Here is a 23,867-nt window from a genome sequence, read left to right on the forward strand (position 1 = left end):
CCTTGGTGCCACCAAGGTCGACTCCCATGACGAGCGGCAAGGCGGTCATCGCGCTCCCCCAGTTGCCAGCAGGCGTAGCGGGTTGTCACGTAGCAGCACATCGGCGGCCCCGGCGGGAAGGCCGAGCGACATGGCGAGCGGCAAGAAGACCTCGGGCAGGTAGGCGTAGCCCCACTGACCATGGGTGGCGGGGTTGAGGTACACCTCGGCGCCGGTGAGGTCATGGGCCAAGAGGATCTGTTCTCCATAGCCCCGGCGCCACAGGCTCGACAAGCATGCGTGCGCGCGACTCGTCCGAGCGGAAGTAGGCGCGCTTCATACGTTCGCCGTCGGCGGTCGGGGTCACCTGCGGCTCGAGGAAGAAATCCCAGTGCTGCTTGCCGATGGTGTCGAAGGCGACGCAGGCGCCGGTATCGAGCACCTGTGCAACGACGTCGACGTCTGGGTGAATATCCATGTGGCCGATGACGACACGGGCAAGGTCCACGCCTTCCTCGCGAAGCAGCATGGTCTGCTCGAGCGCCATAGTGCCGTGGGTGGTGTGGGTCATGAGGGCCACACCAGTGCGGACCTGGGCCCGCGCGGCGGCACGTAGGCACTTCTCCTCGTGCACGGTGATCTCATCGAGACCTGTCGCCTGCTCACCCAGCACTCCGGCGCGCACACCAGAGGCTCCGATGCCATGCTCAAGGTCCGCGGCGAGTCGTTCCGTCATGGTGTCGAGATCCGCCGCAACTGTCCATGCGGGGCTGAACGCCTCGAGGTAGACGGAGGTGCCAGCCACGAGGTGGAGACCACTGCGACGCGAGATCTCCGCCAACGCGGCGGTGTTATCTCCGCGCTCATCCCGACCCACCACTCCGTAGGGGCTGAGGTCGACGACGACCTCAATCCCGTGTCGGCGCAGAGGCGCGAGGGCGGCCGCGGCGACGGCGATCATCTCGTCGCCGGCTTCGGTGGGCCCGCCTGTGAGCCACGGTCCGGGGATGAGCGAGAGCGGGTGCTCGTGGATCATCACGCGTCCGAGCCCGGCCGTCTCGACGGGACCCAAGACTGTCTGCACGGTTGCCATGGTGCGGGATCTCCTTAGATGCGGGGGAGGGCGCGGGACGCCCTCCCCTTGGGTGGTGGTGTCAGCCTGCCTGGACACTCGCGGGGGGTTCGACGCCGTAATCGGCGAGCCAGCCCTCCGAGAGGTTGTCGGCGGTGACCTTCACGGGCGGCGAGGCGACCAGCGCGGGAGCCTCCTTGTCGAGCAATCCGTATGCTCCCGCAATGGCGAGACCACGGCCGATGTCGAGCGAGCCGTTACCGACGAGGCCGACGATGTTGCCGCCGGCCGCCATGTCGGCCGCGAGCGTGGTGTCGAGGTCGTTGGTGACGATCGCGACGTCGGTGCGTCCGGCAGCCTTGACTGCGGCGAGGACACCCTGGGCCGCGGTGGCCCACGGCACGTAGATTCCCGTGATGTCCGGGTTCTTCAGCAGCAGCGCTGCGGCAATCTCCTCGGTGCGGGCCTCATCCGTGAAGCCCTCCTCGGCCACGATCTCCAGGTCCGGATAGGAGTGGGCAAGCCAATCCTTGAAGGCCTGGTCGCGCTGGTTGGTGAACCAGAAGTCGGCATCGTGGAAGAGGTAGGCGACCTTGCCCTCACCGCCTACGGCGTCCCCCAGCAACTCGGCGTTCGCGCGACCTGCATCGGTGAGGGACTCCGTCACGATCGACACGAACTGGTCGCCTGCGCTGTATCCGGCCGGCGGCGTCGTCATGATGACGAGTTGCTTGCCCGCATCCACGATGGGCTGGAACGACTGCGCGGCCGAGGTCGGGTCGGCGGCGATACCGATCACAATGTCCGGATCCAGCGCCATGACGGACTCGACGTTGTTGGCCTGTGTTGCGGCGTCGAAGGCAGCCTCCGTGGACGCGACAACCTCGACGCCGAGTTCGGCGAGTTGGTCGGTAGCGCCCTTTTCCACGGCGTCGACGAACTCCGAGGACGTGTGCCACACGAAGGCTGCCGTGTAGCCGCCGTCCGCGATCGAGGCCGCCTCGTTTTCCGTCAGGGTGAGTTCCTCGAGCGTGCCGGGCACCTCGCCGTTGGGGCCTGCGAACTCGAGGCTGGGCTCATCCACAGACTGGGCGACTGATGACGAGTCGGCTCCGGATGACGACGACGCGCCCGCGGCGGGCTCTTCGGCATCGGTACTGCATCCGGCGACGGTCAGGGAAAGTGCGAGGGCGCCTGCGATCATGGCTCCTGCGCGGCGAACGGTGGGGTGCTGCATGGGGGACCTCGGATCTGGAAGGAGACGATGACGACGGTTGGCCCGTCGCGAGAGTTAGTTTGCGTTCACGATGCAATCAATGTCAATGGATCGATTGTCACGTTCTTGTAAACTCTCTCCAGGGCCATCGCGTCACAGTCCGCGCGGCACACCGGTTTTGTTTTCATGGAGTGCGTTTTCGGGAGGTCAGATGCGGGAGTCGACACGCGGCCAGATCCTCGCCGCCCTCTTGCGTCAGCGCCCGGCAAGTCGCAAGCAGTTAGCCAAGGCGACAGGCATCTCCCCCGCCACCGTGTCCCGCACCGTCGATCAGGCTCATCGCAGAGGACCTCGTGGTCGAGGGAGAATCCCTCGTCGAGGAGCGCCGCGGGCGCCGGCAGGTGCTGCTCGACATCGTCGCCGAGGACCGCCTCGCCCTCGGGATCGACCTCGGAGGGTCACGGACCCGCTGCGTCCTGGTGGACCTCACCGGGTCGCCGCTGGCGAGCATCGAGCAGTCGACCCCCGTCGACCTACCCGCGGTCGACCTTGCACGCTGGATCGCGGGCCTGGCCCGCCACAGCGCCGGTGAGCGCTGGGCGGCGGTCCGCGCCGTCGGCATCGGCCTACCTGGCGCCGTGAGCGAGAACCCTCGCACCGTCTCCAACGCCCCCAACCTGCCGCAGATCGAGGACCCGGCGTTCCTGCGCACGTGCGTGGAGGCCGTAGGCAGGCCGCTGGTGGTCGACAACGATGCGAACGATGCGCTGCTTGGCGAGCAACGCTTCGGCGCGGCGGCTGGCCACGCCAGCGCGGCAATGGTGACGCTGGGCGCAGGCCTCGGCGTGGGCCTCGCGGTCGACGGTCGCGTGGTGCGCGGACGGCGAGGGCTGGTGGGCGAGTTCGGCCAACTTCCGTTCGGGCCCGGCGGCGAGCGCCTCGAAACTCGCGTGACGGGCCCCGCTATTGCGGCACGCGGTCACGAGGCAGGGATCGACCTCGACGACCCTGCCGCGCTGTTCCGTCCCGGCGTATCCGCGCGGGCCGCTGTGATCCGCCGGGACTTCGACGACGCACTGGTGACCGCGCTCGCCGCCGTGGCGGTCGCCTGCGACCCTGACACGATCGTGCTGGGCGGCGGGATCGCGAAGTCCCTACGCGACGATCTCCCGATGTACCAGGAACGACTCACCGCCACGCTCCACGTCGCCCCCACCCTGGTACATACGGCGCTCGGTGACTTCGCCGGCGCAGCGGGGGCCGCGGTGGGCGCCCTCCACGTGGCCTACGGGGAACTCGACATCCCGGACGGCGAGCCTCGTCGACCTGCCCGCGGCAGGCTCCCTCACGCGCCAGGCGCTCGACGCGACGCAGTAGTCCTGCTGGCGGGACATGGGGGTCACTTTCCGACCGGAAGTGACTCCCATGTCCCGCTGCGGAGCGTCAGATCCCAGGCGCCGCCTACCGCGACGAGACCAGCCGCACGGGCTGCCCCGGCCGCACCTGAGCGGCGGCGGCAAGAGACGCACTGTCCAGCACGCCGATGACCGGATAGCCCCCGGTGGTCGGGTGATCCGCGAGGAAGATCACCGGCTTGCCCGACGGCGGAAGCCTGTACCGCGCCGGGGATCACACCCTCGCTTGGCAGTTCGCCGTCGCGGGCACGCTCCACCACTGCGCCGGTCAGCCGTAGTCCCACGCGGTTGGAGCGCTCCGAGGCCACGAAGGGCGTCTGCGCGAGGTCCCGCAACGCGTCCGGCGCCGCCCAGTCCCCCCGCGGCCCGGCGAGCATCCTGAGCGTCACCACGTCGCGCGGACCGGGCGGAGGCTCGGGTACGGCCGATGCGGCGAAGAGTTCCTGCCCCGGCGCTGCGGCGGGTCCCACGCCAAGGGTGTCCCCAGCGGCCAGGGGCGCGGGCCCGAGCCCCGAGAGCACGTCCGTGGAGCGCGAGCCCAACACCAGGGGCACATCGATCCCGCCGCGCACCGCGATGTAGGTGCGCGCTCCCGCCGTCGCCTCGCCCACGTCCAGGATCTGGCCCGGTGCGAGGCGCATCGGCCGACCCACCGGGGCGGGAACGTCACCCACAAAAACAGGGGCCGATGCCCCCGCCACTCCCACCACGAGGGGCACCCGGGCCCGAAGAACGGCACCGGTCAGCGTCGCCTCCAGCGCGGCGTCGCCCGGGGCGTTGCCCACCAGGGCGTTGGCCCGCCGGAGGGCACGGACGTCGGCGGCCCCCGACCGTGACACCCCCAGGTGCGCCAGCCCGGCCCGGCCGAGGTCCTGGACCGTGAGCAACGTGCCCGGGGCCACCACCTCGATCATGCGAGGAACCTCACCCGCGTACCGGGCACGAGCAGTGTGGGGGGCGTGCGCTCCACATCCCACAACGGTTCCCCGAACGCGGTGCCCACAATCTGCCAGCCCCCGGTGAGGAGCGCGGATACACGCCCGCGTAGGGTCCGGCGAGTCCCACCGAGCCTGCGGGCACACTCGTCCGGGGCTCCGCTCTGCGGGGCACCGCACGCCCGGGTGGCAGCCCGGTGAGGTAGGCGAAGCCGGGCGCAAAGCCGCAGAACGCCACCGTGAACTCGGTGGCGGCGATCAGGCCGACCGCCTGGTCGACGGTCACGGCCCAGCCCGCGGCAACATCGGCAAGATCGGGGCCGTCGAAGGCGACGGGGATCTCCACCCACGCCGCCTCGCTGTCGCCCAGGGCGGGCGGTTCCCACAGGGCCACGAGGTCCTCGAGTACGGCTCTGTCCACGCGCGAGAGCCCACTGACCAGCACCGTCGTGGCGGCAGGCACCACGTCGCGCGCGGCGATCTCTCCGGCATCGCGAGCGGCCGTCACGGCGGCCGCGAGCGCAGGCACATGGGCCGCGTCATCGAGCCTCGAGCAGGACGGCGGTGGCCCCCATGGGCAGGATCGTGACGCGGCTCACCGCGGCGCCGTCGCGAAGGGCGCCACCGTCACGCCTGCGTCCTCCAGGGCGGCGCGCACCCGCCTCGCCAGGTCCACGGCGCCAGGGGTGTCGCCGTGGACACACAGCGAACGTGCCGCGATGGCGAGGGGAGCACCATCGGCATCGGCCACCCCCTCACCGGTGGCGATCGCGACAGACCTGGCGACCACGGCGTCGGCGTCGGTCACCACCGCGCCGGTGACACTGCGCGGCACCAGTGTCGCCGAGGCGGTGTAGGCGCGGTCGGCGAAGGCCTCTTCGACGGCCTCGAGCCCGGCCTCGCGGGCACACTCGAGGAGCACCGACTCCGGCAGGCCGAGCACCGGGAGGCGTCCGCCGAGGATGGCTCCGGAGACGATGGCGCGTGCCTGCTCCTCGTCGTGGACGGCGCGGTTGTACAGGGCACCGTGTGGCTTCACGTAGGCGACGCGGGTGCCCGCCGCGCGTGCGAACACCTCCAGGGCGCCCACTTGGTACGCCACCTCCGCGGCGAGGCTCGTGGGCAGGGACGTCCATGGCGCGGCGGCCGAAGCCGGCAAGGTCGCGGTAGGACACCTGAGCGCCGATCACCACACCACGTTCGGCGGCAAGATCGCACACGCGACGCATGGTCGCCGGGTCACCCGCGTGAAAGCCGCAGGCCACGTTGGCGCTCGTGACCACGTCGAGCAGACCGGCATCGTCCGTCGCTCCCAGCGGCCAAAGCCCTCCCCCAGGTCCGCGTTCAGATCGATCTGCCACCCCATGGCCCCAACCTAGCGCCGCCGCCGTCCCGAGGGCTGGTTGATTCTGGTCGAATTTCGCGCAACGATGGTGCGAAATCCACCAGTCGGAGGCACACGGGCATGTCAGGACATCATCACGGGCCGTCCCAGCACGCCGGTGGGAAGCATCGCTGGCGCCTTGCGGTGTCTTTCGGGATGGTCGCGACCTTCTTCGTGGTGGAGCTCGTGGCCGCCCTCACCTCGGGCTCGCTCGCGCTGCTGACCGATGCCGGTCACATGGCCGCCGACGTGGTGGCGCTCGGAGCGGCACTGATCGCGACGCGCATGGCCACACGCCCTGATCGCACCGGGGAACGCACCTATGGCTCGTACCGTGCGGAGGTGTTCGCGTCGGGGATCGCGGTCCTCGTGATGCTCGCCGTCTCCGCCTACGTGGTGATCGAAGCGATCGGCCGGATCGGCGCCGAAGCAGAGGTGGCATCGGGAACGATGCTCGTGGTCGGCGCCATCGGGCTCGCGGTCAACGTGGTCTCGCTGATCCTGCTGCGCTCGGGCTCCAAGGAGTCGATCAACGTCAAGGGCGCCTACCTTGAGGTGATGGCCGATGCCCTCGGCTCGGTCGCAGTGATCGTGGCCGCTGTGCTCGTGGCCGCCACGGGTGCCGCGTGGTGGGACACGGTGGTCGCGCTGGGCATTGGCGTCTTCGTTGCCGTGCGAGCGGTGATGCTGGGCCGGGAAGTGATCCGGGTGCTCGCGCAGCACGCCCCACAGGACGTCTCGGCCGAGTGTGTGGCCAACGACCTGGCCGCGGTGCCGGGAGTGGCCGAGGTGCACGACCTACACGTGTGGACCCTCACCTCGGGCATGGACGTCGCCACCGCGCATCTGGTGACCCGCGAGGATGCCGATGGCCAGCGGGTCCTCGCCGAGGCGCGGGCCGTTCTCGTGTCGCACCACGGCCTCGCGCACGCGACACTCCAGGTGGAGAAGACGCGCTCGGAGGAGTGCCACGAGGCTGACTGGTGAGGCAGATCACACCACCAACCCCTGCTGAGGGCCCCATCTCGGACGATGGTCCCTGGTATTCAGGCAGTGCGCTCCTTACCGTAGAAGGAGATTCTCAACCGCACCTATCCCCGGGGGACCTGATGGACATGCTTGCGCCCACGCGCCCACGGCCTCTCGTCACGGCCATCACAGCGCCCGATCGCCTACCGACGGAGCGAGACATTCGCTTCGCTCGGACCCTCGCGTGCCACCTTCAGGACACCATCGCCGGCCTCATCTCTATTGTCCGCAACGCGCGCATCCATCACGAGGTGCGTGACCTTGCGCATCAACTGGGCCGGGTCCTGGCCTCGTACTCTTCCCCGCTCGTGGACCGGCTCCACCAGGCGGGGGCCGATGCCCGCGAGACTCAGTGGCTGCGGCCCTGGACCCTGCGCGACTGCCTGCAGTTGGGCGCCCCCTGCCCTGGCCGGACGGGACGCTGCGGACCGAGCGCACTCGCGTACTGGGACACGAATCTGCGGGATGCGCTCGCGCTGTGCCTCGAGCAGGCCACCGCGCGTCCCGGCGGCGAGGCGGGCCGGTTCGCCACGCGACTGTCACGTGAACTCGGACGCCAGTTGGACAGCGTCAGGAGCCTGCGCGCCAGGTTCTAGGCGTCAGGGACGCAACAGCAGGCACACCTCGACGGGCCCCTCGGGCCCCTGGTCGCCGAGCGTCGGCGGCGCCGGATACCACTCGTACCAGGCATCCCAGGTGTCGCCGTCGCCGCTGTCCCCCTCGGGCCCGATCTCGAGGGCGTACGCCACCCCCGCTCGTCTCCCCAGGACATCGTCCGTTCCGTCAAGGACCCGATGCTCGCGTACGGACCGTCCTGGCGGCCCACGACGTACATCCCTGCGGGGAGACGATCGGCCACATACGGTGTATCGACCCACGGCTGGTGGTCCACGACGAGGCCGATCTGCAGCGTGAACGGCGCGCTCATCATGACTCGCCCATACCGGAGTATCGAGGGCCCCGCCGGCGCGATGCCCTTGGCGGCCAGATAACTCTCGAGTTCCGCGAAGGCGGGCTCGACCCGCTCGGGCAACGTCTCCATGGTCACATCGACCGAGAGCCCCACATAGGCGATGGCAGGACGGGACTCGACGGCAAACTCAGGCATGGCCTCAACCTACGCCGGGGGCGCGCGACGCGCCTGGGGACTGCGGCATCGGCCGGGTCACACGTCCACGACGTGAGGACTGGTCCCGACGCTCGCCTCCCAGGCGCTCTTCTCGCGGCTCAGCAGCATGAGCGTGACGCCCCACAGGCCGAAGTCATCGACCAGGCCGACGATGGGAAAGACGAGTTCGGGGATGAGGTCGATGGGCGAGATCGTGTAGATCAGGGCGGCGATGCCCGTGAACCAGGTCATGCCGCCGATCTTGTGCTCGCCGCGGCGCACCGCCTGGAAGAACTTCCACCATGTCATGTCGCTCGCCTCCCCTGGCACCACCACAGCGGGCCGATGCCCCTGCCACCACGGTAACGCCGCGCACCCGCGCGGCGCTTCCCGCGTGGCCGGTGGTCTAGCGCTAGACGACCTCGCGCAGCAGGCCCGTGTGGACGTCGAAGACGAATCCGCGGACCTGGCCGGTCTCCACCAGGAACGGGCTGCGACGCACGCGCTCCATCGACTGGCGAAGGTCGGCGTCGAGGTCCTTGAAGGACTCGGGGCTCCAGGCCGGCTTGAGGCCGGTCTCGTCGAGCAACTGGTTGCGCAGGCTCGTCGTCGGTGAAGGTGAGGGCACCACAGTCGGTGTGGTGGATGAGGATGATCTCGCGCGTGCCGAGCCTTGCGCTGCGAGATGACGAGCGAGCGGATCATGTCATCGGTGATGACGCCGCCGGCGTTCCTCATGATGTGCGCGTCACCCACGTCGAGGCCGAGCATCGCGAACGTGTCGAGGCGGGAGTCCATGCAGGCGACTACGGCGAGCCTTGCGACGCGGGGGAAGCGGGCGATCGGCAACGTAGGCCTCGGCGTACTCGGCGTTGTTGGCGACGAGCTCGTCAGCGATAGGCATAGGAACCTCCAGGGGGACGTAGGGACCGGTGCATTCACCCTACCGGCGGGGTACGGTGGCCTTGGCCGAGGTCGTACCTCTCTGGGCGTTGTGTGCCGTTCCGGTGGAGTGCGACCTCGGTCTTCGCGCGTCCGGGACCCAGCCCCGGCATCGGCCGCACGCCATCCCATCCGCCTCTCGCCCCCGCCGCAAATGGCCGCATTTGCGGCTCTCCAGGGCACTTAGTGCCGCAAATGGCCCCATTAGCGGCCGGCGGGGAAGGGCATCCGGGCGGGGCATCCGGGCTGAGAGTCCGGCGGGGTCGAGCCCGGACACGACGACGGCCGCCCATCCCCCTCCGGGTGAGCGGCCGTCGAGCCTTGCAGCGCAGCGCTGCTAGCGAGCCCCCGCGCGGCGCTTGTTCCACACGTCGAAGGCGACCGCGAGGAGCAGCACCAAGCCCTTGACGATGTACTGCACGGACTGGTCGTAGCCCAACAGCCTGCATGCCGTTGGTCATGATCGCCATGATGAGACCACCGACGATGGCGCCGGTCACGCGGCCCACGCCACCGGTGACGGCAGCACCACCGATGAACGATGCCGCGATCGCGTCCAGCTCGAACATGTTGCCCGCGCCGGGCTGGGCACCGTTGGAGCGCGCCGAGAACAGCACGCCGGCCACACCGGCCAGCATGCCCATGTTGAGCATGATGCCGAAGTTGACCCACTTGACCTTGACGCCCGACAACGTCGCCGCCGTGAGGTTGCCACCGATGGCGTACACGTGGCGACCGAACACCGTGCGCGTCGTCACGACGGAGTACGCAATGACCAACACCGCCAGGATGATGAGCACGTTCGGAAGGCCGCGGTAGTTAGCGAGCCGCCAGGCGAACCACATGACGACTGCGGCAACCACCACGAGCCTGGTGATGAACAGCGGCGTGGCGGCGACGGCCTGCTTGTAGGCGATCGCAGCACGGCGCTTGCGGATCTCCATCACGACGTACCCGGCGACCGCGACGGCGAAGATCACCAGCGTGAAGACGTCGTAGCCGTTGCCACCCAGCAGACCGTTCTGGAATCCCGTCGCGATCCGCGCGTACTCGCCGGGAACCGGTGAGAGGGAGGTGTTGTCGAGGACCTCATAGGTCACGCCACGGAACAGCAGCATGCCCGCCAGAGTGGTGATGAACGCGGGGATTCCCACGAACGCCACCCAGAAGCCCTGCCACGCACCGACAGCGATACCCACACCGATGGCGGCGAGCACGCCCACCCACCACGGCTGGTCCTGCTTGATCATCAGCGTCGCGGCGACCGCGCCGGACACCGCCACCACGGAACCGACCGAGAGGTCGATGTGGCCGCCGATGATGACGATCACCATGCCGACCGCCAGCACCAGGATGTACGAGTACTGGAGGACGATGTTGGTGAGGTTGTTGGGGCTCAGCAGGCTTGCCATCGGTGAGGATGGCAAAGAGGGCGATGATGGCGACGAAGGCGATGTAGATACCGCTGGTGCGGACGTTGCGCGTCAGCAGGCTCGCGCACGTTGGCGATGCCGGTCATGAAAGGTTCTCCTCAGCGTCCGCGTCCGCGCGGGACGCCACGTCTCGTTCTTGGGTCATGAGGGTCATGAGGGCCTCGGGGGTCGCATCGGCCACGTCGAGGCAGCCGGTCATGCGCCCAAAGGCGAGGGTGTAGATGCGGTCGCACGTGCCCAGCAGTTCGGGCAGGCTCCGACGAGATGATCACGACCGCCTTGCCCTGGGCAGCCAGAGCGTTCACGATCGTGTAGATCTCGTACTTGGCGCCCACGTCGATGCCGCGGGTGGGCTCGTCAAGGATGAGCACATCGGCATCGGTGAACATCCACTTCGACAGCACTACCTTCTGCTGGTTGCCGCCGGAGAGGTTGCCCGCCAGTTGCAGCACCGACGGCGTCTTGATGTTCATCGACTCGCGGTATTTCTCCGCGACGGCGAGTTCCTCATTGCCGTTGACGAAGCCACCGCTCGAGAGCTTGCCGAGCGCCGCGGCCGAGATGTTGCGGCGGATGTCCTCGATGAGGTTGAGGCCGTACTTCTTACGGTCCTCCGTCGCGTACGCGATGCCGTGAGAGATCGCCTCGGCCACCGTCTTGGTGCGGATCGGTTGGCCGTTCTTGTAGATCTCACCGGAGATGTCGCGCCCGTACGTACCGCCGAAGATGCTCATCGCAAGCTCGGTGCGACCGGCGCCCATGAGGCCCGCGATGCCTACTACTTCACCCGCGCGGACGTTGAAGGCGGCGCCGTCGACAACCACGCGCCCTGGCTGAGTGGGGTGGTGAACCGTCCAGTTCTCGACCCGGAACAGTTCCTCGCCGATGCTGTGGTCCACCCGCTCGGGGTAGCGGTGCTCCAGGTCACGTCCCACCATGCCGCGGATGATGCGGTCCTGAGTGGACTCGGGCTCGGTCATGTCGATGGTCTCGATGGTGCGGCCGTCGCGGATGACGGTGGTCGTGTCCGCGATCTCCTCGATCTCACCGAGCCTTGTGGGAGATCATGATCGAGGTGATGCCACGCTCCTTGAGGTCGCGCAGCAACTGCAGCAGGTGCTCGGAGTCCGAGTCGTTGAGCGCCGCCGTGGGCTCATCGAGGATCAGCAACCGGACGTCCTTCGACAGTGCCTTCGCGATCTCGATGAGCCTGCTGCTTGCCGACGCCGAGCCGACCGACCGGGGTCACAGGGTTCTCATGCAGACCTACCTGCGCCATGAGTTCCGCTGCCTGCTGGTTGGCCCGGTTCCAGTCGATGAGTCCGAGCCGGTTCTTGGTCTCGTTTCCCAGGAAGATGTTCTCGGCCACCGTGAGGTGGGGCACCAAGGCCAGTTCCTGGTGAATGATGACGATGCCGGCGGCCTCCGAGTCGTTGATGGACCCGAACTGCGCCTCCTCGCCGTCGTAGACGATCTCGCCGGTGTAGGTGCCGTGCGGGTAGACCCCCGAGAGCACCTTCATGAGCGTGGACTTGCCTGCGCCGTTCTCGCCGCAGATGGCGTGGATCTCTCCCTCGCTGACGTGGAGTTCCACGTCGGAGAGCGCCTTCACGCCGGGGAATTCTTTGGAGATGCCGCGCATCTCCAGGATGTTGCCTGCCATCGTTCCTCTCCAAAGGATGACGGGGTTGCCCTGCGGCGCCGACTCCGCGTGGAGCCGGCGCCGCAGGGCGTGATCCGGGGTGCTACCAATTACTCGGCAACGCCCGAGGCGACCTCCTCGGCCGTCCAGTAGCCCGAGTCAACGAGCAGTGCCTCGATGTTGTCCGCGTAGACGATGTCCGACTCGAGGAGGTACGACGGCACCACCTTCACGCCGTTGTCGTAGTCCTCGGTGTTGTTCGCCTCGGGCTCGGTGCCCTCGAGGTAGGCCTCGGTGGCCGTGATGGCCTGGGCGGCGAGCCTTGCGGGTGTCCTTGAAGATCGTCGCGAACTGAACGTCGTCGGCGATGAGCCTTCACGGAGGCGATCTCGGCGTCCTGACCGGAGACGATCGGGAAGCCGTCGGCCGTGGTGCCGGAGTAACCGTTGTTCTGCAGCGCGGTGATGATGCCTCGCGACAGGCCGTCGTACGGCGAGAGCACACCGTTGACCGTCAGGTCGGTACCCACGTAGGTGGAGGTCAGGATGTCCTCCATGCGCTTCTGGGCGGTCTCCTGCTGCCAGCGCAGGATGGCGGCCTGGTCGAAGTCGGTCTGGCCCGAGGGAACCGTGAGGACGCCCGAGTCGATGAACGGCTGGAGCGTGTCCATGGCGCCGTTCCAGAAGAACGTGGCGTTGTTGTCGTCGGGCGAACCGGCGAAGAGCCTCCACGTTGAAGGGGCCGGCTTCGCCAGTCTCCGCGCCGTCCTTGTCGAGGACGCCGAGGCCCACGAGCAGGGAGGTCGCCTGCTGGACGCCCACCTGGTAGTTGTCGAAGGTGACGTAGAAGTCGACGTTCTCCGAGTCACGGATCAGGCGGTCGTAGGCGATGACGGGGATGCCCGCCGCGGCAGCCGCGTCCAGCCTGCGAGGCCAGCGCGGTGCCGTCGATCGCCGCGATGATCAGCGCCTCGGCGCCGTTGGTGATCATCTGGTCGATCTGCTGCGACTGGGTGGGGATGTCGTCGTTCGCGAACTGCAGGCTCCACCTCGTAGCCAGCGTCGATGAGGCCCTGCTCGACGGCGTCACCGTCGGCGATCCAGCGCTCCGAGGTCTGGGTGGGCATCGAGACGCCCACCAGGCCGCCCTCGGCGGGTGCAGCGGACTCGCTCGAGTCGGTCGAACCGGTGGCTCCGGTGGTGGGCTCCTCTTCGGTGCCAGCGCCGGAACCGGCGCACGCCGCGAGGCTGAACGCCATGGCGGCGCCTGCAGCGGCGGCAAAATACTTCTTTGCCTTCATGAGATCTCCTCCTTGAGATTCGACCGCGCTCCGTCGCGCGGCCGTCGTGCAGGAGTCAGTATGTTCACGTTCACACCGGCGCGTCAATTTGCGTTCGGTCACGATTCCGTGATTTTTGGCACCGCATCGAAACGTGCAGGAATCGCGGGCCTAGCAGGCAACACGGTCATTATCAGGACTGGGACCGGTCACAGCAGTGACGCGACGGCCGCCAAAGGTCCTAGATCCGTGGCGGCGCGGTCGTGTATCGCACCACCAACTCGGGCTCGAGGGTCTGCGCGGAAGGCGCCTCGGCCCTGCCCAGCCGCGCGGCAAGCAGGTCCACCGCGAGCCTGGCCCACCGCCGCGAAATCCTGACGCACGGTGGTCAGTGGCGGCACCGAATGCCGCGCCTCGGACGTGTCGTCGAAGCCCACCAGGGACATGTCGCCGGGAACCGAGACCCCGTTCTCCGTGAGGTAGTGCAGCAGACCAAAGGCCATCTGATCGTTGCCGCAGAACACCGCGGTGGCGTCGGCCTCCAACACGACCGCAGCCTCGAACCCCGAGTCCGCGGTCCAGTCGCCCTCGATGATCGGCAGGGTAGCCAGCCCGCGCTCGGCCATGATCTGACTGTAGGTGTCGGCGCGCAGACGGGCCTCGGTATACGACTGCGGCCCCGCGACGTGCTGAATCCTGGTGTGCCCCAGGTCGAGCAGGTGCTCCATCGCCAGGCGGGCACCAGCCACCTGGTCGATCGACGCGCTCTGGCCCGCGGGGCTTCCGCCGGTGAGCAGGTGCACCACCGGGATCCCGGGGTCCGCCGCGGACACCGCGTCGATGATCTCGCGGTGCTGTGCCGCGAGCGCGAGCGCGTCGATGCCGCGTCCCAGGAGGAACTCCAGGGCGGCCCGCACCGCTCCCGGCGAGGGCTCCGTACTGGTCATGATGGTGTGGAGCCCCACGGCACGAGCGGAACGCTCGATCGCGTGAAGGGTGGACAGCGGGCCGATGTCCGGGACCACGGGGCCGATCATCCCGATGGTCTGAGTCTGGCCCGTGACGAGCGCGCGGGCGGCGAGGTTGCGGCGATAGCCGAGGCTCCTCGATCGCGGCCTGCACGCGCTCGCGCGTCTCAGGGCGGATGCCCTCGAAGTCGTTGAGCACTCGCGAGACGGTCTGGTGAGACACGCCCGCGAGCGCGGCAACGTCATGCATACTCGGTCCGCGTGCGCCTCGTGCCACCTGTGCCTCCTTGCGGGCCACTGTAGCGCCGCGCCCAACGGCGATAGGGTGAACGTTCACGCTAGGTCGCTGACGCGGCGTCGGTCTAGGACCGTCGACCGTGGCGGCGACGGTGCCCGATGCTAGGCTGGGACCGGTCCCAGTCGAGCCCCGAGCACCCCTGGCACACACGCATGAAACGATGGGTTGCGGCGCAGCAGCAGGCGGCGCCCACCCGCACGAGGGTCGGCCGAAGGCCGACGAGAACTGGAGTCATCGATGACCGACATCCGCGCCGCCTTCGAGGCCGCCTACGGACGCCCCGCCGACGGCGTGTGGTCGTCCCCCGGACGCGTGAATCTCATCGGCGAACACACCGACTACAACAACGGCTTCGTGCTGCCGTTCGGCATCGACCGCCGCACCTGGGCGGCTGTGGCCGTCCGCGACGACCGCGAGATCCACCTCCGGTCCACCTTCGCCGACGGCGAGGTCGTGGGCGACCTCGACGCCCTCACCCTCGACAGCATGTCGGGCTGGTCCGCCTACGTCCTCGGCGTCGCCTGGGCCATGGCCGATGCAGGCATCGACCTGTCCGGCGCACGCGGCCTCGACGTCCTGATCGACTCGGACGTCCCCGTGGGCGCTGGCCTCGGCTCGTCGGCCGCCCTCGAGTGCGCCGCAGGCGCCGCGTTTAACGAGCCTGTGGGGCCTGGGACTGGGCAAGATTGAGCTCGCCCGCTTTGGCCGCGTGGCCGAGAACAAGGCCGTGGGCGCGCCCACCGGGCTGCTCGACCAGGCCGCCTCGATGCTGGCCGAGGACGACCACGTGGTGTTCCTCGACTGCGACACCGAGGAGGCCCGTCCCGTGGCGCTGCACCTGCGCGACAAGAACCTGGGCATCCTCGTCATCAACTCGAACGTCGACCACGAGCACGCCACCGGCGGCTACGGCGACCGTTTCGCCTCGTGCGCCAAGGGTGCCGAGGTCCTCGGCGTCACCACGCTGCGCGAGATCGGCGCGGACGACCTCCCCCGCGCCAAGGAACTCCTTGACGACGAAACCTACCGCCGCGTGCGCCACGTCGTGACCGAGAACCAGCGCGTGCTCGACACCGTTGCCACGCTCGGCGAGGCGGGCCCCACCGCGATCGGCGCCCTCATGGACGCGTCGCAGGCCTCCATGCGCGACGACTTCGAGATCACCGTGCCGGAGATCGACCTCGCGTGCGACACCGCCGTCAAGGCCGGCGCCATCGGCGCACGCATGACGGGCGGCGGTTTCGGCGGCTCCTCGATCGCGCTCGTGCCGCTCGACAAGGCCGACGCCATCGCCGATGCCGTGCGCGGCGCCCTCGCCGCCGCGGGAATGCGCGAGGCGACCATCTTCCAGGTGACGCCCTCCCAGGGCGCGCGCCGCGACCACTGACCCCACGGCATCGGCCGCGTCCGATGCCCCCACAAGACAGAGGTAGAGACATGAGCCTGGATGGTCACCGGCGGCGCCGGATACATCGGGTCGCACGTGGTGCGCGCCCTCACCGACGGCGGTATCGACGCCGTGGTGCTTGACGACCTCTCGAGCGGCTTCGAGTCCTTCATCCCCGAGGGCGTGCCGTTTGTGAAGGCGTCGATCCTCGAGACCGAGAAGGTCCGCGCGGCGCTCGTCGAGCACGGCGTGCAGGGGGTCATCCACTGCGCCGGCTACAAGTACGCGGGCGAGTCGGTGAAGCTGCCGATCCACACGTATCGCCAGAACGTCGAGGGCACCGCCTGCCTTCTCGAGGCGATGGCCGATGCGGGCGTCACCCAGGCTCGTGTTCTCCTCGTCCGCTGGCGTCTACGGCACCCCGGACGTCGAGGTCGTCAACGAGACCACCCGCACCACGCCGGAGTCGCCCTACGGCGAGTCCAAGGCTCATCGGCGAGTGGCTCATCCGCGACCAGGTGAAGGCGACCGCCGAGTCCGACGCTCCGCTGCGCGCCACCTCCCTGCGCTACTTCAACGTCGTCGGCTCCGGCACCCCCGAGGTGTACGACGCCTCGCCGCACAACCTCTTCCCCAAGGTGATCCGCGCCATCAAGGCCGGCCAGGCGCCGCTGATCTTCGGCGACGACTACGACACCCCCGACGGCACCTGCGTGCGCGACTACGTGCACGTCCAGGACCTCGCACACTCGCACGTGGCAGCCGCTCGCATGCTGGACGCAGGCCGCCCGCTCGCGCCCGTGTACAACCTGGGCTCGGGTGACGGCACGTCGGTGCGGGAGATCGTCGGCTCGCTCCTGGAGGCCGCAGGCAGCGGCCTGGAGCCGGTCGTGAAGGACCGCCGCCCCGGTGACCCCGCCCGCATCGTCGCCCGCGGCGAGCCTGGCGGCGGATGACATCGAGTGGAAGATGGCGCACACCATCGAGGAGATGGCCTCCTCCGCGTGGGAGGCAACGCCCGACGAGGCGTAACCCCATGCGCACGAAGGTCCCGGACACCCTGAGGTGTCCGGGACCTTCGTGCGTCGGCAGCGACCGAGGGTGAGCGCTACGGCTGCTCGATCACCGCATCGGCCTGGAACTCGACCAGGTACTTGGGGTCTGCGAGGCGCGAGACCTCGACGATGGTGGCCGCGGGGCGAATGTCCTGGAAGACCTCGCGGTGTGCCGCGGCGATCTTCTCCATGTCGCGGATGTCCGTGACGAACGCGACGGTGCGCACCACGTCACCGAGTTGCGCGCCAGCCTCCGCAAGGGTGCGGCCGATGGTGTGGAGCGCGTCGAGCGCCTGGGCATAGGCATCGGGCACCACCGCGTCGGCACGGGCACAGGTGCCGGACACGCTGACGTGGTTGCCCACGCGCACCGCGCGCGAGTAGCCATACATGTCCTCGAAGGGGCCGCCTGAAGAGAAGGTCTGTCTCATGGGCACAACCTAACGCGCGTCAGCCCCAACCGAGGGCATGAAGGCGCTCATCGTCGATACCGAAGTGATGCGCAATCTCGTGGACCACCGTGATGGCGACCTCCTCGCGCACGTGATCCGCGTCCTCGCAATAGCGCAGGGTGGGCCCGCGATAGATAAAGATCCTGTCGGGCAGGTCCACCATGCCCCACTCCGAGCCGCGCTCGGTGAGCGCGACGCCGTCGTACAGGCCCAGGAGGTCCTTGTCGTCCCCCTCGGGCTCGTCCTCGATGAGAATCACCACGTTGTCCACGAGGTTCAACAGATCCTCCGGAATCGCGTCGATCGCATCGTCAACGGCCGACTCAAACTCCTCGGGACTCATCTCCACCATGGCGCCCATTGTGGCCCACGTCCTCAGCACTGCTCGGATACCCCTAGAATGGTCACGTCCACGGGGACGCTTTGGCGGCCTCAAGGACGGCGCCCTCATCGTCTAGCGGCCTAGGACGCCGCCCTTTCACGGCGGTAGCACGGGTTCGAATCCCGTTGGGGGTACAACGTAGGTCCAAAAGTGGTCTACACTATTCCTCGGCCCTCCTCACGGAGAGTCGAAACAGCAAGGCCCTGTAGCGCAGTTGGTTAGCGCGCCGCCCTGTCACGGCGGAGGTCGCGGGTTCAAGTCCCGTCAGGGTCGCGGTGCGACTGCCCCTTCTCATGGAGGGGCTTTCGCGCAAGCAAGGGGTTCACCCCGCGCGACCAGGCTCTGTAGGCTCAGTTGGTAGAGCGTTCGACTGAAAATCGAAAGGTCACCGGATCGACGCCGGTCGGAGCCACCACAGCAAGGCCCTCGGGAAACCGGGGGCCTTTCGCTTTGCCCTGGCGTCGCGGCGGGTGTAAGCGCGAGCATGCGTCAACGAAGCGTTTGCGCTGGCAGGGCAGGAGACGGTTCACTAGGAGGAACGTCGTCTTCAAGGAGATCCCATGGCCAGCCTCGGCAAGACCGTCCTCAACACCCTGCTCGGAGCGATCGCCGGTCAGTGGATCGCGACGATCCGCGCCGAGAGCGAGGTCATCAAGGTCGAGCTCAAGGTCAAGGGCCGCCAGCCTGGGCATCGGCATCGGCCTCATGGCCGCCGCGGCCGCGCTCGGCTTCTTCCTGTTCTTCGTGCTGATTGTCGCCGCCATCGCCGGCCTGTCCGTGGTGTGGCCCGTGTGGCTGTCCGCACTCGTGGTCGCCGGCGGCATGCTGCTGATCATGCTGATCTTCATTGGCATCGGTGCCCGCAAGATCAAGAAGAACAAGGACCTCTACCCCGCCGCCTCGATCGAGCGCATCAAGAACTCGATCCTCTAAGCGGCGCGGCCCTACGTGGCCGAGCCCTTGAGTTCCTGCATCACCTCGGGCCGCGGCCGTGGCTTGCGCTGAGCGAGCCACACGCCACCGAACACCACCACGGCGCCCGCGACCTCGTACCAGGCGAGCCTCCTCGCCCAGCACGACGATGCCCAAGAACGTGGCGACCACGGGCACCACATACGTCACCGATGCCGCCGTGGTGGCGCCTGCAGCCTTCACGATCTTCCAGAACCACACGTACGCGAACGACGTCCCCGTCACTCCGAGCGCAAAAATCGCCCACAGCGAGACGGAATCGAGCGCGAGTGCTCCCGGAGCGGGCGAGGGCGCTGCGAGCGCGAACGGCGCCAGCATGAGCGCGGAGACCGTGATCTGCATGCAGGACAGCGCCGTGGGTGAGTCCTGGACTCGGCTCAGCATGACTCGCGACAGCGTGGAGCCGATGCCGTAGCACGCCGTGGCGCCCAGCATCAGTCCCGCTCCCAGCACTGGGAAGTCGTCGACGTTCCACGCGCCCAGCAGGATCGCGATGCCCATGGCGCCGATGACGAGGCCCAACAACTGGGCTCGCGTCACCCTCTCGGCGGGGATGAGGAGCGCCACGAACAGCGCCGTCCACAGCGGCGTCGTGGCGTTGAGCAGACTCGCGAGGATGGAGGAGATGTGCTGCTGGGCGGCCGGGATCAGCACTAGCGGGATGCCGGACATGAACGCCGCCACCGCGGTGATCGCCCCCACCTTGCGCCACGTGAGGCGCGGGACCGCTCGGGTCACCAGCACCAGGACAATGAGCGTGAGGGCCCCGAAGAACACGCGGCCGAACGCCACCTGGGTGGGCGCGAAGGCCCGCAACCCTACGGAGATGAACAGGAAGGCTCGCGCCCCACGCCGCGGAGACGCCAAGGAAGTACGGCAGCCACGCGCGCAGCGGCGCGTCGGTGACGCTCACAAGGCCTTCTCGATCAGGCGTGCGGATGGCGTCGCATCGGACACTTTCACTCCCTCGTGGCGCAACAAGGCGGCCTTGTTCTCGATCCCGCCGAACCCATAGGACCCGAGCCTGCCTCCGGCCTGGACCACGCGATGACACGGCACGAACAGCGCGATCGAGTTCGATGCGCACGCCGTGCCGACCGCGCGGGACGCTCGCGGCCTTCCCGCCATCTCCGCCAGGCTCGCCGTACGAGACGGCGCGACCACCGGGCACGGTGCGCATCTGCGCCCACACCTCTTGGAAGAACGGTCCCCCATCCTGCTCGACCGGCACCGTCATGAGTGCGGTGTCGTCGCCGTCGAGCCAGGCCGTCACGGCATCGGCCACATGGGCGAGTTCGCCCTCCACCCAGTCGCGCCGCCCCACGGCTGTGCCGACCTGGCGCGCCACCTGGGCGAGCGGGCGAAAGCCCGCCGCGCGCACCACACCGTCGTCGGGGCTCGCGATCACGCCAAAGCCCCCGAAAGGGGTGGCATAGGACTGCGCGATGAGGGGACTACTCATGCGGGCAAGGCTACGCCCGGCCGCCACCATCTGCGGCCGAGCGTTTGCCCCGGTAACGCGCCGGTTCAGGCGTCCTGTTGCTGCGCCTTCAGGAGCAGCGCGTGAACCTCGGCCTCGCGGAAGCGGCGGTGACCCCCCAGCGTGCGGATCGAGGACAACTTGCCCACCTTTGCCCACCGCGTGACCGTCTTGGGGTCAACACGGAAGATCGCGGCCACCTCGGCCGGGGTGAGCAACTTCTCCTGGTCCTTGACCATGTCTGCCATCATTCGGATTCCCTCAGTCTCGATTGATCAGCGAGGGTCCCCTCGTCGGGACCCTTGTGCACCGTGAGAGGGCGCACGTTCTCGATTATGACGACGTTTTGGGCAAGAAGTACGTTTTTTGGTGCGGGCGATTCAGATCATGCTCGACGACGCGGGAGGTCGGGAGTCGCAATCACGCCCCCGCGCGTTGTAAAGTTCTACTCAGCACTCATCACGCAGGGCCCGCGAAAGCCGCGCGCCCGCGACGAGCGGAAGGGGCGGCGACATGGGGCGCGGCCGTCAGAAGGCTAAGGACGCGAAGATTGCGCGTCACTCAAGTACTCGAACCATGGCAGCGACATTCGCGACCTCGAGCGAGAGCCTGTGGGCCACTCCGCCGAGGAGCCCGATGAGACCGACGACAAGTACGACCGCTGGGCGGACGACGACGAGCGCTAGGCGCTCGCTCCGTCACACCTCCTGAACACCCGCTGAGCGCACTGGCCTTCGGGTCGGTGCGCTTTCGGCGTCTACCGGTGCGTCCTACGAGTCACTGAGTGTCCGGTTTCGCGCGAAGGCGAGCACTGGACGACCCGTAGGAGATGCGGGACCTACGCCCGGTACGCGCCGCTCAGGTACACCGCACCGCCGTCGACGCCCTTGGCGCCGCGGATGGTGTCGGGAGAGGCGATGCGGCCGTCGTCCTCGGTGATATCACCCAGCACCCACGCGTCCACGCCCGCGACGCGCGAGGCCGCCATGAGCGCCTCGGCATCCTCGGGGGCCACCACGGCGACCATGCCGACGCCCATGTTCAGCGTCGACTCGAGGTCGTTCCACGGCACGTTGCCTGCGGCCTGCACCACGGAGAACACGGCGGGCAGATCCCACGCATCGCGCGCCACATTGGCGGCGAGGCCCTGAGGAAGAACGCGGGCCACATTCGCGGCGAGGCCGCCGCCGGTGACATGCGAGAAGGCGCGCAGGCCGGGCACGGAGGCCGCGAGCGAGACGCACAGCCTGCGAGTAGATGCGGGTGGGCTCGAGGAGCTCCTCGCCCACGGTGCGGCCCAGGTCGTCGAGGTGGGTCTCGAGCCTGCCAGCCGGCGTGAGAGACCACGCGGCGCACCAGGGAGTAGCCGTTCGAGTGCAGGCCGGACGAGGCCATGGCGACCACCACGTCGCCGGTGCGGACGCGCTCGGCGCCCAGCACATCGGCCGCCTCGACGACGCCGACGGCGGCGCCAGCCACGTCGTAATCGTCCTCGTCCATGACGCCCGGGTGCTCGGCGGTCTCGCCGCCCACGAGCGCCACGCCCGCGATCTCGCAACCCTCCGCGATGCCGCGGACGATGTCGGCGATGCGCTCGGGCACCACCTTGCCGCAGGCGATGTAGTCGGTCATGACGAGCGGCTTGGCGCCGCACACCACGATGTCATCCACCACCATCGCGACCAGGTCCTGGCCGATGGTGTGGTGCACATCGAGCGCACGCGCGATCACGATCTTGGTGCCCACGCCGTCGGTCGACGAGGCGAGCAGCGGGCGGTCGTACGCCTTGAGCGCGGACGCGTCGAAGAGACCCGCGAAGGCGCCCACCCCGCCGAGCACCTCGGGGCCATGCGTGCGAGCCACTGCGGACTTCATCGGCTCGACGGCCTTGTCGCCCGCCTCGGTGTCGACGCCGGCGCCGGCGTAGGTGATGGGCTCGGTCACGAAGAGACCTCCACGGCCTGGTTGAGGAGCAGGTGACGGGCGTTCACGGGCGGCTCGATGGGGTACTCGCCGGTGAAGCAGGCGGTGCAGAGGCGTTCGCGCGGCTGTTCGGTGGCCGCAATCATGCCCTCGACGGAGATGTAGCCCAGGGAGTCAGCGCCCAGGTGCTCACGGACCTCGTCGACGGAGTACTCGACGGCGATGAGTTCGTCGCGGGTCGCGAAGTCGATGCCGTAGAAGCACGGCCACTCGATGGGCGGCGACGAGATCCGCAGGTGGACCTCGGCGGCGCCGGCTTCGCGCAGCATCGCGACCACGGCGCGTTGGGTGTTGCCGCGCACGATCGAGTCGTCCACCACCACGAGGCGCTTGCCCTCGATCTGCTCGCGCAGCGGGTTGAGCCTTGAGGCGGATGCCGAGCCTGGCGCAGCGTCTGGGAGGGCTGGATGAAGGTACGTCCCACGTAGGCGTTCTTCACGAGGCCCAGCCCGAACGGGATCCCGGACTCCTGGGCGTAGCCCACGGCCGCAGGGGTGCCTGACTCGGGGGTCGGCATCACCATGTCGGCGTCCACGGGGTACTCGCGCGCCAACTGGCGGCCCATCTCGAGGCGGCTGGCGTGGACCGAGCGACCCGCGATCTTGGTGTCGGGGCGAGCGAGGTACACGTACTCGAAGACGCAACCCTTGGGGGCGGCATCGGCGAACCGCTGCGAGTGCACGCCGTCGGCGTTGATGGTGAGGAACTCGCCGGGCTCGACCTCGCGCTCCTGAACGGCGCCCACGATGTCGAGCGCGGCCGTCTCGGAGGCGACCACCCAGCCGCCCGACGGCATCTTGCCCAGCACCAGCGGGCGCACGCCCTGGGGGTCGCGCGCCGCGTACAGCGTGTTCTCATCCATGAAGACCAGGGAGAACGCGCCCTCCACATGGGGCAGCAGTTCCAGTGCGGTCTCGGTGATGGTGTCGTGGCGATCCCAGCCCAACAGGGCGGTGAGGATCATCGTGTCGGTCGAGCCGCCCGCGTGCATCTCCGCACGGCGCTCGACGCCCAGGCGATCCTCGACAAGTTCAAGGAGCCGATGCGTGTTGGTCAGGTTGCCGTTGTGCCCCAGCGCGACGGTGCCGTTCTTGGTGGGGCCAAGGGTGGGCTGGGCGTTGGCCCAGGTGGACGCGCCGGCGGTCGAGTAGCGCGCGTGACCGACGGCCATGTGGCCGGTCAGCGCCTCGAGCGCGGCCTCGTCAAACACTTGCGAGACGAGGCCCATGTCCTTGTAGACCAGGATCTTGTCGCCGTCCGAGGTGGCGATGCCAGCGGACTCCTGGCCGCGGTGCTGCAGCGCGTAGAGGCCGAAGTAGGTGAGCCTTCGCCACCTCCTCGCCGGGAGCGTAGACACCGAAGACGCCACAGGCGTCCTGCGGCCCCTTTTCGCCGGGAAGCAGGTCGTGAGAGAGTCGGCCATCGCCGCGGGCCATCAGCAGTCCTCCTGGGGGCG

At 68.6% G+C, this 23,867-nt stretch carries 18 protein-coding genes, 3 tRNA genes and 13 pseudogenes; 11 read left to right on the forward strand and 23 right to left on the reverse strand.

Annotated elements, in window-relative coordinates; genetic code table 11:
* Positions 1-45 precede the first annotated feature (45 nt).
* From QQK48_RS06725 to QQK48_RS06735, 3 genes are all read right to left on the reverse strand, one after another.
* Positions 46-231, reverse strand: a complete 186-nt coding sequence (locus QQK48_RS06725; RefSeq protein WP_284327922.1) for a hypothetical protein — start codon at positions 229-231, stop codon at positions 46-48.
* Complete coding sequence (locus tag QQK48_RS06730) at positions 221-1,072, reverse strand: phosphotriesterase family protein (protein WP_284327923.1); 852 nt, start codon at positions 1,070-1,072, stop codon at positions 221-223. Before QQK48_RS06730 ends, QQK48_RS06725 begins: the two co-directional genes overlap by 11 nt.
* A gap of 61 nt (positions 1,073-1,133) precedes the next feature.
* Positions 1,134-2,288, reverse strand: coding sequence for a substrate-binding domain-containing protein (locus tag QQK48_RS06735; RefSeq protein ID WP_284327924.1), 1,155 nt, complete (start codon positions 2,286-2,288; stop codon positions 1,134-1,136).
* Between the two features lie 190 nt (positions 2,289-2,478).
* Here QQK48_RS06735 and QQK48_RS21385 point away from each other — a divergent pair.
* Positions 2,479-2,604: pseudogene (locus QQK48_RS21385) on the forward strand (winged helix-turn-helix transcriptional regulator); the annotation flags it as partial.
* A 64-nt stretch (positions 2,605-2,668) separates the two neighbouring features.
* Positions 2,669-3,814: an ROK family protein gene (locus tag QQK48_RS06740; protein ID WP_348523768.1), complete on the forward strand. Its 1,146-nt coding sequence runs from the start codon at positions 2,669-2,671 to the stop codon at positions 3,812-3,814.
* Here the strand turns inward: QQK48_RS06740 and QQK48_RS19450 are convergent.
* The 4 genes and pseudogenes from QQK48_RS19450 to QQK48_RS06755 form a co-directional block, all read right to left on the reverse strand.
* A pseudogene (locus QQK48_RS19450) lies at positions 3,798-3,857 on the reverse strand (hypothetical protein); the annotation flags it as partial. The gene QQK48_RS06740 and the pseudogene QQK48_RS19450 sit on opposite strands and share 17 nt — an antisense overlap.
* 64 nt (positions 3,858-3,921) lie before the next feature.
* Positions 3,922-4,596, reverse strand: a pseudogene (locus QQK48_RS06745) (5-oxoprolinase subunit C family protein); the annotation flags it as partial.
* Between the two features lie 10 nt (positions 4,597-4,606).
* A complete protein-coding gene (locus tag QQK48_RS06750) occupies positions 4,607-5,146 on the reverse strand; it encodes a carboxyltransferase domain-containing protein (RefSeq protein ID WP_284327926.1) in 540 nt (179 codons plus the stop codon).
* A 66-nt stretch (positions 5,147-5,212) separates the two neighbouring features.
* Positions 5,213-5,983: pseudogene (locus QQK48_RS06755) on the reverse strand (LamB/YcsF family protein).
* A 99-nt stretch (positions 5,984-6,082) separates the two neighbouring features.
* Here QQK48_RS06755 and QQK48_RS06760 point away from each other — a divergent pair.
* The gene (locus tag QQK48_RS06760) at positions 6,083-6,988 is read left to right on the forward strand and encodes a cation diffusion facilitator family transporter (protein WP_284327927.1); all 906 of its coding nucleotides are present in this window, start codon (positions 6,083-6,085) and stop codon (positions 6,986-6,988) included.
* Positions 6,989-7,116: 128 nt separating this feature from the next.
* Positions 7,117-7,626, forward strand: coding sequence for a hypothetical protein (locus QQK48_RS06765; RefSeq protein WP_284327928.1), 510 nt, complete (start codon positions 7,117-7,119; stop codon positions 7,624-7,626).
* 3 nt (positions 7,627-7,629) lie between these two features.
* Here the strand turns inward: QQK48_RS06765 and QQK48_RS06770 are convergent, their stop codons facing one another.
* From QQK48_RS06770 to QQK48_RS21390, 9 genes and pseudogenes are all read right to left on the reverse strand, one after another.
* Complete coding sequence (locus tag QQK48_RS06770; RefSeq protein ID WP_284327929.1) at positions 7,630-7,779, reverse strand: hypothetical protein; 150 nt, start codon at positions 7,777-7,779, stop codon at positions 7,630-7,632.
* Positions 7,780-8,195: 416 nt separating this feature from the next.
* Positions 8,196-8,447: a YkvA family protein gene (locus QQK48_RS06775; protein ID WP_284327930.1), complete on the reverse strand. Its 252-nt coding sequence runs from the start codon at positions 8,445-8,447 to the stop codon at positions 8,196-8,198.
* A gap of 103 nt (positions 8,448-8,550) precedes the next feature.
* Positions 8,551-8,727: a carbonic anhydrase gene (locus tag QQK48_RS06780; RefSeq protein ID WP_284327931.1), complete on the reverse strand. Its 177-nt coding sequence runs from the start codon at positions 8,725-8,727 to the stop codon at positions 8,551-8,553.
* A 159-nt stretch (positions 8,728-8,886) separates the two neighbouring features.
* The gene (locus QQK48_RS06785) at positions 8,887-9,042 is read right to left on the reverse strand and encodes a hypothetical protein (RefSeq protein ID WP_284327932.1); all 156 of its coding nucleotides are present in this window, start codon (positions 9,040-9,042) and stop codon (positions 8,887-8,889) included.
* 375 nt (positions 9,043-9,417) lie between these two features.
* A pseudogene (mmsB, locus tag QQK48_RS06790) lies at positions 9,418-10,599 on the reverse strand (multiple monosaccharide ABC transporter permease).
* A pseudogene (gene mmsA, locus QQK48_RS06795) lies at positions 10,596-12,176 on the reverse strand (multiple monosaccharide ABC transporter ATP-binding protein). Before mmsA ends, mmsB begins: the two co-directional pseudogenes overlap by 4 nt.
* Before the next feature lie 89 nt (positions 12,177-12,265).
* Positions 12,266-13,455 (reverse strand): annotated as a pseudogene (gene chvE, locus QQK48_RS06800) (multiple monosaccharide ABC transporter substrate-binding protein).
* Positions 13,456-13,643: 188 nt separating this feature from the next.
* The gene (locus tag QQK48_RS06805; RefSeq protein ID WP_284327933.1) at positions 13,644-14,471 is read right to left on the reverse strand and encodes a substrate-binding domain-containing protein; all 828 of its coding nucleotides are present in this window, start codon (positions 14,469-14,471) and stop codon (positions 13,644-13,646) included.
* A 76-nt stretch (positions 14,472-14,547) separates the two neighbouring features.
* Positions 14,548-14,652 (reverse strand): annotated as a pseudogene (locus QQK48_RS21390) (LacI family DNA-binding transcriptional regulator); the annotation flags it as partial.
* 285 nt (positions 14,653-14,937) lie between these two features.
* Here QQK48_RS21390 and galK point away from each other — a divergent pair.
* The 3 genes and pseudogenes from galK (at position 14,938) to QQK48_RS06820 (ending at position 17,043) form a co-directional block, all read left to right on the forward strand.
* Positions 14,938-16,087: pseudogene (gene galK / locus QQK48_RS21395) on the forward strand (galactokinase).
* 60 nt (positions 16,088-16,147) lie between these two features.
* Positions 16,148-16,520: pseudogene (locus tag QQK48_RS06815) on the forward strand (NAD-dependent epimerase/dehydratase family protein); the annotation flags it as partial.
* Positions 16,492-17,043: an NAD-dependent epimerase/dehydratase family protein gene (locus QQK48_RS06820; protein WP_284329327.1), complete on the forward strand. Its 552-nt coding sequence runs from the start codon at positions 16,492-16,494 to the stop codon at positions 17,041-17,043. The pseudogene QQK48_RS06815 and the gene QQK48_RS06820, both read left to right, overlap by 29 nt.
* Positions 17,044-17,195: 152 nt before the next feature.
* On the opposite strand, the gene QQK48_RS06825 is transcribed toward QQK48_RS06820, so the two are convergent.
* Entirely contained in the window at positions 17,196-17,573 is a 378-nt protein-coding gene (locus QQK48_RS06825) for a RidA family protein (RefSeq protein WP_284327934.1), read from the reverse strand.
* Positions 17,574-17,592: 19 nt separating this feature from the next.
* A complete protein-coding gene (locus tag QQK48_RS06830; RefSeq protein WP_284327935.1) occupies positions 17,593-17,946 on the reverse strand; it encodes a metallopeptidase family protein in 354 nt (117 codons plus the stop codon).
* 91 nt (positions 17,947-18,037) lie between these two features.
* Here QQK48_RS06830 and QQK48_RS06835 point away from each other — a divergent pair.
* The 4 genes from QQK48_RS06835 to QQK48_RS21400 all read left to right on the forward strand — a co-directional run bounded on the left by QQK48_RS06835 (position 18,038) and on the right by QQK48_RS21400 (position 18,909).
* Positions 18,038-18,110 (forward strand) — tRNA-Glu (locus tag QQK48_RS06835).
* A 65-nt stretch (positions 18,111-18,175) separates the two neighbouring features.
* Positions 18,176-18,249, forward strand: a tRNA-Asp gene (locus QQK48_RS06840).
* Positions 18,250-18,314: 65 nt separating this feature from the next.
* A tRNA-Phe gene (locus QQK48_RS06845) sits at positions 18,315-18,391 on the forward strand.
* Positions 18,392-18,681: 290 nt separating this feature from the next.
* On the forward strand, positions 18,682-18,909 hold the full coding sequence (locus QQK48_RS21400) for a phage holin family protein (protein WP_431308403.1): 228 nt from the start codon (positions 18,682-18,684) through the stop codon (positions 18,907-18,909).
* A 135-nt stretch (positions 18,910-19,044) separates the two neighbouring features.
* On the opposite strand, the pseudogene QQK48_RS06850 reads toward QQK48_RS21400, so the two are convergent.
* The 5 genes and pseudogenes from QQK48_RS06850 to purF all read right to left on the reverse strand — a co-directional run.
* Positions 19,045-19,815, reverse strand: a pseudogene (locus tag QQK48_RS06850) (DMT family transporter); the annotation flags it as partial.
* Positions 19,816-19,857: 42 nt separating this feature from the next.
* The gene (locus QQK48_RS06855) at positions 19,858-20,112 is read right to left on the reverse strand and encodes a methylated-DNA--[protein]-cysteine S-methyltransferase (protein ID WP_284327937.1); all 255 of its coding nucleotides are present in this window, start codon (positions 20,110-20,112) and stop codon (positions 19,858-19,860) included.
* 363 nt (positions 20,113-20,475) lie between these two features.
* Positions 20,476-20,676, reverse strand: coding sequence for a BldC family transcriptional regulator (locus QQK48_RS06860; RefSeq protein WP_284327938.1), 201 nt, complete (start codon positions 20,674-20,676; stop codon positions 20,476-20,478).
* 590 nt (positions 20,677-21,266) lie between these two features.
* A pseudogene (purM, locus tag QQK48_RS06865) lies at positions 21,267-22,372 on the reverse strand (phosphoribosylformylglycinamidine cyclo-ligase).
* Positions 22,369-23,847 (reverse strand): annotated as a pseudogene (gene purF / locus QQK48_RS06870) (amidophosphoribosyltransferase). Before purF ends, purM begins: the two co-directional pseudogenes overlap by 4 nt.
* Positions 23,848-23,867: the final 20 nt, after the last annotated feature.

The organism is Demequina litorisediminis, assembly GCF_030161615.1.
Taxonomy (GTDB): Bacteria; Actinomycetota; Actinomycetes; order Actinomycetales; family Demequinaceae; genus Demequina; species Demequina litorisediminis.